Below are 7,214 nucleotides of genomic sequence, written 5' to 3' on the forward strand. Positions count from 1 at the left end.
GGGTCCACCACACATCTCCACCCCCCTGTAAAATAGACCCCCGGTCCCCAATCGCGCCATCGGCCCCGCCGGGTGGCCCTGGGTCACGGGGGTGCCCTGGCACGCCCGGAACACGGCGGCTCCCCTCGACTCGCCGTCCAGGCCCGGAGCTTGTCGGGGTTGCGTACCGCCCGGATGTGCTTGATCCGGTCGTCCGCGACCTCGGATGCGTACCCCGTCAAGGTGCAACCCTCACGCCGGGCCATCAGCCGGGCCGCCCACCGGAGCGCCTCCATGAGGTCGGCTATCTCGACACCACACCGCCGGCACGGTCGGCTTCGCCGCCGGACGCGCCCTGACCGGGGCCGCGCCTCACCGAGCCGGCGGCACAGCGGTACCGCGCAGGAAAACCCATTGCCGGTGCGGGGCCCAGCCGCACTAGCGTGGGTCCATGAGCGAGGAGACGTGGGCGGGGGTCCGGGAGCGAGTGCGCCGGCTGGCCGAACACCCGGGCAACGCAGGGGTGTTCGGGGCGGGCGGGCATGGCTTTCGACTCGGTCCGGTCATGGACGAGGAGCAACTGCGGTCGCTGGAGGCTGACCTGGGCGTCGGTCTGCCCCCGCAGTACCGGAGTTTCCTGCGCCATGTCGGAGCCGGGGGAGCCGGCCCGGACTACGGCCTGATGACACCGGTCTCGGGTGACGGCGGATGGCAGTGGCGCGGCGTCGGGCTCGCCTTCGCCGGGCAGCCGACCGCAGCTGCCTTCGCCGGACAGCCCTTCGTGGCAGAGACCTTGCAGGGTGAGCTCGACGCGATCGAGGCACAGGAGCCCCAAGCGGATGCCTTTGCGGCCGACGAGGCCTTCCGCCGTGCGTACACGGCCTGGAACGCGCGCTACGACGAGCTGTACGAGGCTCAGGAGGCGGGCGCGGTGTTCCTCAGCGAGCAGGGATGCGGCTACGCATCCCTGCTCGTCGTCACAGGCCCGCACCGGGGTGCCATCTGGGAGGACCTCAGGCCGGCGGACGGCGGGATCGTACCGACCGGGCATGATTTCGCGCGGTGGTACCGGCGGTGGCTCGAGCGCACCGAGCAGCAGCTCGATGGGGCGTCACCCGCGCGGGAATCGTGAAGGTACGGGGGATGGCCGTGAGCCGGCCGGGTACGAGCGACTCCAACGTCTGACCGCCGTGCTGGTGAGCCCGGACAAGAGGGCGCCGTGTCCAATATGTCATGTCGCCCTGCTTGTCCCGCGGTTCCCACGGTGCCGAACTGCTACTTCAGGTCGACGGCGTTGACCGACAGGCCGTTGTCGACGGTGTAGTACGGGCGTACCCGGGCGCGCCCGCGCGGGGTGTCCTCGAAGACGATCACCGGGTACACGTACACGCTCTTGCGTTCCTTCACGTCGCCGAACCAGCCGCCGACGCGCACCGGTTCGTCCCGGCCGGTGACGCGCACCCACAGGTCCCACAGGTCCTGCTCCTCGTGGTGGAGCCGGGCGACGGCCGCGCAGGACACGCGCGTGTGGAACACCCCGTCCCTGTCCCGGTGCCAGGACAGCTGCAGGGCGCCGGCCCCGGCATGGCCGCGGTGTCGCAGCTCGAAGCCCTCGGCGTCGGCGTCGGTACCGAACAGCCGGACCGCCACGCTGATCGCCTCGCGGTCGGCGTCGACGGTGACACGCCGGACCTCCGCGTGCACGTCGGCCTCACGGGCGTTCAGCGCGAGGAATCCGTCCACGGTCCTGTACGGCAGCAGGGCCTGCACCGGGGACACCTGCGGGTCGGGCCGGAAGGCCGTCAGCCCGCGCAGGTCGAGCAAGTCGCCGCGCAGGCGCTTGCGAGGCCCCTTTGCCGGATCGACCCACATGTCCCATATCGCGTGTCCCAGAGGCAGCGTGCCATCGACGGGGGCGCAGACCCGGCCGCGGTCGTCGCGGACCAGCGGTACGCGCAGCGTTGTGCGGTCCTCGCCGCCGCGTCGGATCAGCAGCAGTTCACCCGTGTCGACCGGCGCGGTTGCCGACAGCTCGACACGCAGCGAACCGTCCGCGGCGCTATGGACGGACCCGCTCATCGGCGCCGGAGACGCGGGCCCCGTTGTGCGAGAGGCGTCCGCCCGGTCGGTGCGGGAGCGCCGAAAACGGCTCAGGAGCCTGCGCGTCGGCGACGCGGTGGAGCTGCCTGCGCCGAGTTCGCGGAACAGCTCCTCATAACGCAGGGCGATCGCGGCGGGGTCGAACCGCTCGGCGTTGCGGCGGGCGGCGGCGCCCATCGCGGCCCGCGCGGTGTCGTCGCCGATCAGCCTGAGCAGGCCGTCGGCGATGGAGTCGATGTCGCCCGGCTCGACCAGCAGGCCGTCCTCGCCGTCGCGGATGATCTCGCGCGGGCCGAGCGGACAGTCCGTGCTGACGACCGGGACGCCGCAGCGCATCGCCTCGACGATGGTCATGCCGAAGGACTCGCTGTCCGAGGTCACCGCGGCGATCGACCCCTTGACCCACTCGGCCTCGATGGGCGAGGCCAGCCCCATCAGGTGGACTTGGTTGTACAGGTCGAGTTCGTTGATCAGGGCGCGCAGCTCGCCGCGCCGGCCGCCGTCGCCGTAGATCCGCAGCTGCCAGTCGGGATGGTTCGCGGCGACCTTGGCGAAGGCGCGCACGAGCAGGTCGTACCGCTTGACGGCGGCGAGCCGTCCGGCGGCGACGATCGTCCTGGCGGCCGGGTCGGCAGCGGGGAGCGCGGGCGCTGGGACGCTGTTGGGGATGGAGACGACGCGCAGGCCGGGTATGGCCATGTGCCGTCGGTAGTTCTCCGCATCGGCCTCGGACACCGTGACGAAGGCATCCAGGCGCGCATAGTTCTGTTTCAGGTCCGGCAGCAGCGCGTTCGGGTGCGACTCGAGCGTGATGTGCTCCTGGCCGATGCGCACGGTCCCTGCGCCGGCGAAGCGAGCGACGTACACATTCAGGCCGGGGCGCGTCCCGATGAGCACGTCCGGGCGGTTCCGGCGGAAGTACTCGGCGGCCCGCTCGTCGGTCATCGTGCTGTATTGGCTGTAGCGGGTCTCGGCCGCGGGGAAGACCTCGGCCGGCTCGCTCCGCAACGTCTCGGGGACCTGGCGTGTGTCGATGAGGCCGGTGACCTTGACGCGCGGATCCACCGTGAACAGTGGTGCATCCGCCGTCTGGAACACCGACACGATGTCCACCTCGTGGCGTTCGGCCAGGGCCGAGGCCAGGTTTATCGTCGTCCGATTTGTCCCACCCAGGCCGTACACATTGTGAATGAGGAAAGATATCTTCATGCGGCTATCCAGACGTAAGGGCTCATCGGGTGCATATGGGGTAGGAGTTGCGGACCCGCATCACAACGGCTGTCGCCAACTGGACTTGCATGTCCGATCAACTGATGAGCCCCCCAAAAGGACACGCGCCGCACGGTGTGGCCACAATGGGCTCACAGGTTGATCACCCGTCGACGAGTATTGGCGAAGCTCGAGGGGAGAGCCACTCGGAAAACGCCCCCATAGCGGGCATAATGCACACCCCTCATGTGACGTCCCGCACAAATGTTCATAGGTGCATCTTGAGTTGCCAATTTCTGAGTCAAGTTTTCATGATTTTTGGCGTGGCACCCACGGGTCCGGGCGCCGGTAGTGGCGGGCCAGGGCACAACGGCCCGGCCGGCGGAGCGTCTTGAGTGATGTGGCGCGAAAGGGCGGGGCCGGGAGTTCCTGGCGAGTTCAGTCTGTGTCGGTGATGCAGTGATGGCTCGACGGGCCGCAGATCCTGGCGTGCGGGGGGTATCTCGGGGCCGAAATGGCCCCATTCGACGAAGGTGACTGCACGGTCCGGCTTCGTCACGGCCCTGGCCTGATGGAGCACCCATGGTGCTCGTCTCCGGTGAGGATGATTCCTTGTTCGTACAGGCGGCGACGGCGAGGAGGAGCACGCCGCATGCCGCCGGCCGTCTGCCCCGTCCGGCGCCCGCCGGTTCCCCCTCGGTCGGTCCTCCCCTGATCGGCACTGTGGGGCCTCCTCCGCCGCGCTTGGAGGCGGCACCCGCGACCGTGATCTGACGGGCTTCCGGAAGAGCGAGGCCGACTGCAGCGCGTTGGTGGCGAAGAGTTCGAGGTGTCCGCACTTCGGGCAGCGGTACGCCTCTGTCTGCCGCCGGAAGTCGGCCCAGCCGCTTGGCGCCCCGAAGCCCCCCGCTCCACGCGCCGGCGTGCCGTCCTCGCGCGGCGGGCCGGAGGCGGACATCCATACGGCGCCGAGCTGCTCGGCCTGCGGCCTGACTGCTGACGGCAGCTCAAAAATGCTTGGTTATAAGCGAGTTGCGGGCATCACACTTGATCACAGCGGACTCCGTGTGAGAGCGTGAGCGCATACCTGGCGTTCTGCGCAATACATCGTTTTCGGTGAAATATCGCAGCAGCCTCCGCCTGGTTTCCTCCTGATCGGAAAGGATCACTGAGATGAACGCGATATCCCTCCGCCGCTTTTCGGCTGTCGCCGCTGCGACGGCGTGCATGGTCATCGGAACCGCGGCAGCGGCCAGCGCCGGCACGAACTCGCCCATTTCGGACGCGAGCAACGGTGACGGCTATGCGTACTTCGTCGCCGACGGCGACGATTTCTTCATCCACGACAACCAGTGCGACGGCGGCACCGTCTGGGCCCAGCTGACCTGGTACAAGCGCGGGCAGGGCTGGCACTACCGGACGATCCACAACACGTCCGGATGCAACACCACGGACACCAAGCACCCCTGGGGGGACATCCCCGAGGGCGCCGACGTGTGGGTGAGGGCCTGCGGGAGCGTGTCCGACGGCTACAGCAACTCCGGCGAAGGCGTGCTCAGCGCGGGTCACGACTGCGACTTCACCCAGGGCGGCCAGCACGGCATCGCCTGAGGCGCCGACTGCCTGCACCGCCGGCGATCCGAGGCGGGACCGAAAGGCGGGAGGGCTGTGGCGCCGGGGTGTCGCAGCCCGCACTGGCGATAATAATCAGGTTCCAATTCTGGAAGAATTGGATTCCAATCCTGATGCCTGTCGAATTTCTGTTGAGATCGGCTCAATGAGTGGCCTTCGCCGGACCGGACCGGCGTGCTTCGGCGGCGTTCAGAACCAGCCCTGTATCCCTTGAGCGTTACGCGAGGCGAGGGAAGGCTGGAGACGATGGTTGAGCGAAGGAAATTCCTCATGGCCGGTGCCGTGGGGGCTGGGGCCATGCTTCCACAGGGTGTTCTGGGAGCGCGGACGTATGCGGCGACGGCGCACCCGCCGGCAGGGTGCAAGGACCCCGAGGGGACGCCGAACACCCCTCCGCTGGAGAGGTTCGTCGACCCGCTGCCCAGGCCGATGACAGCCATCCCGGATCCTTCCGTCTATCCGGGCGCCGACTACTACGAGTTCACGATGCGGCAGGGGTCGTGGCGCTTCCACCGGGATCTCGGGCCATCACCCGTGTGGGGTTACTGGGCCACGAATCCACACGACCCTCACGAGCCGATCGGCATGGGCTATCTCGGGCCGACCTTGAACACGACGAGGGACCACCCGACGGTCGTCAAGTACCGCAACGAGCTGCCGACCACCCACATGTTCCAGGAGGTGATCGACATGATTCGCGAGAAGAAACCCGTCGTCGCCCCGATCCCTCCGCCTCCCTACAAGTACGTCCCGCAGTTCCCCGATGACATCAACGTGTGGAACGTCGTACACCAGCACGGCGGTTACACAGCACCACAGTCCGACGGTCTGCCGCTGCAGTCGTTCAGCCCGAAGGGCTTCCATGCCGAGGGCTACACCACCCTGGACCCGGGCCGGGTCAAACCCAACGAAGCGATCTACGGCTACACCAACCACGACCATTCGTGCATGCTCTGGTATCACGATCACGCCATGGGGATGAGCGCTCTCAACGTCTATGCGGGCCTTGCCGGTCTCTACTTCATTCGTGACCCCGCCGACGAGCGGCTCGGGCTGCCGCGAGGCGAATTCGAGGTCCCCCTCATCCTGCAGGACCGGACCTTCAGCCAGGACGGCTCGCTCGCCTACACCATGACCGACAGGGAAGGCGAGGACACCCCGGTGGTCAACGGGAAGGCATACCCCTACCTGGACGTCGAGCGGCGACGCTACCGGCTGCGCATTCTCAACGCTTCGAACGAGCGTTTCTGGCGGCTGAAGTTCGAGGTAGACCCCAGAGACGCACTTCTCGAGCCCCCACTGCCGTTCTGGCTGATCGGCACGGACGGCGGCTTCCGCGCCCCGTTGCCAATGCTGGACTTCCTGATCAGTCCAGCCGAGCGGTACGACCTGATCGTCGACTTCGGTCAGGTGCGCATGGGCACGAAGGTCAAACTGACGAACTACCCGGGAACGCAGGTCCACTTCCCCGGCACCCCCGGCTGCGGACCTGAAATCGGGGACATCATGGAATTCCGGGTCATCAAGCCACTGTCCGCAGGTGGGGACAGAACGACGCCGCCCGAGAAACTCAAGCTGCAGGCGGTCCCGCCCATCAAGCCGAAACCGCACACCCGTCGACGGGAATGGGTCGTGTACCAGCACGAGCTCTACAGGACGATGACGTTCAACGCGGTGCCGTACATGGAGCCGTCCCAGGACTTCATCAAGGAGGGCTCGACCGAGATCTGGGAGTACATCAATCCCAACCACGACGCCCACCCGATGCATGTCCACCTCGTCAACTTCCAGGTGCTGAACAGGCAGCCGATCGACGCGGCCCGCTACCAGGCGGACTACGACAAGTGGATCTACGGTGGCCGCAAACCGGAGGACCACCCGGTGCTGACCAACTACTTCACCGGCCCGCCGATCCCGCCGGACCCGGACGAAGCGCTGTCCTACAAGGACACGGTCAAGGCCCCTGCCCAGATGGTGACCAGAATCATCATCCAGGAATTCATCCCGCCGACAGACACGATCGCGTCGATTCCGGGCAGCGGCGCCGAGCTCCCGGCGACGTACATCCACCACTGTCACCTGCTCGAACACGAAGACGACGACCTGATGCGCCCCTGGACGATCGTCCGAGCCGGCCAATCGGGGGATTGACGTCCCTCCGATTGGTGGGGGGGTGCGCTCATGGCACCCCCACCCGCCCCCGGCCCCCCCACCCCCCGGCCCCGGCCGGCCCCCACCCCAACCCGGGAACCCCCCCGGCCCGCGGGCCCCAGCCCTGGCTTCCCAGTAGGCCC

Annotated in this window: 4 protein-coding genes; 3 read left to right on the plus strand and 1 reads right to left on the minus strand. The window is 67.8% G+C overall.

The features are described 5' to 3' along the window. Nucleotides 1–430 precede the first annotated feature (430 nt). A complete protein-coding gene (locus ACFW2E_RS01770) occupies nucleotides 431–1,111 on the plus strand; it encodes an SMI1/KNR4 family protein (protein ID WP_384459753.1) in 681 nt (226 codons plus the stop codon). A gap of 143 nt (nucleotides 1,112–1,254) precedes the next feature. Here ACFW2E_RS01770 and ACFW2E_RS01775 read toward each other — a convergent pair whose 3' ends face one another. Continuing rightward, complete coding sequence (locus ACFW2E_RS01775) at nucleotides 1,255–3,288, minus strand: glycosyltransferase family 4 protein (protein WP_384459756.1); 2,034 nt, start codon at nucleotides 3,286–3,288, stop codon at nucleotides 1,255–1,257. A gap of 1,173 nt (nucleotides 3,289–4,461) precedes the next feature. Here ACFW2E_RS01775 and ACFW2E_RS01780 point away from each other — a divergent pair. Together ACFW2E_RS01780 and ACFW2E_RS01785 are read left to right on the plus strand one after the other, a co-directional pair. Next, the gene (locus ACFW2E_RS01780) at nucleotides 4,462–4,899 is read left to right on the plus strand and encodes a hypothetical protein (protein WP_384459759.1); all 438 of its coding nucleotides are present in this window, start codon (nucleotides 4,462–4,464) and stop codon (nucleotides 4,897–4,899) included. A 291-nt stretch (nucleotides 4,900–5,190) separates the two neighbouring features. Next, entirely contained in the window at nucleotides 5,191–7,071 is a 1,881-nt protein-coding gene (locus tag ACFW2E_RS01785; protein ID WP_384459762.1) for a multicopper oxidase family protein, read from the plus strand. Nucleotides 7,072–7,214: the final 143 nt, after the last annotated feature.

Origin of the sequence: Streptomyces sp. NPDC058964 (assembly GCF_042741275.1) — a bacterium.
GTDB lineage: Bacteria > Actinomycetota > Actinomycetes > Streptomycetales > Streptomycetaceae > Streptomyces.

Coding starts and splice junctions, on each gene's coding strand:
- ACFW2E_RS01785 (WP_384459762.1), top strand. CDS start 5,191: ATGGCCGGTGCCGTGGGGGCTGGGGCCATGCTTCCACAGGGTGTTCTG.
- ACFW2E_RS01770 (WP_384459753.1), top strand. CDS start 431: ATGAGCGAGGAGACGTGGGCGGGGGTCCGGGAGCGAGTGCGCCGGCTG.
- ACFW2E_RS01780 (WP_384459759.1), top strand. CDS start 4,462: ATGAACGCGATATCCCTCCGCCGCTTTTCGGCTGTCGCCGCTGCGACG.
- ACFW2E_RS01775 (WP_384459756.1), bottom strand. CDS start 3,288: ATGAAGATATCTTTCCTCATTCACAATGTGTACGGCCTGGGTGGGACA.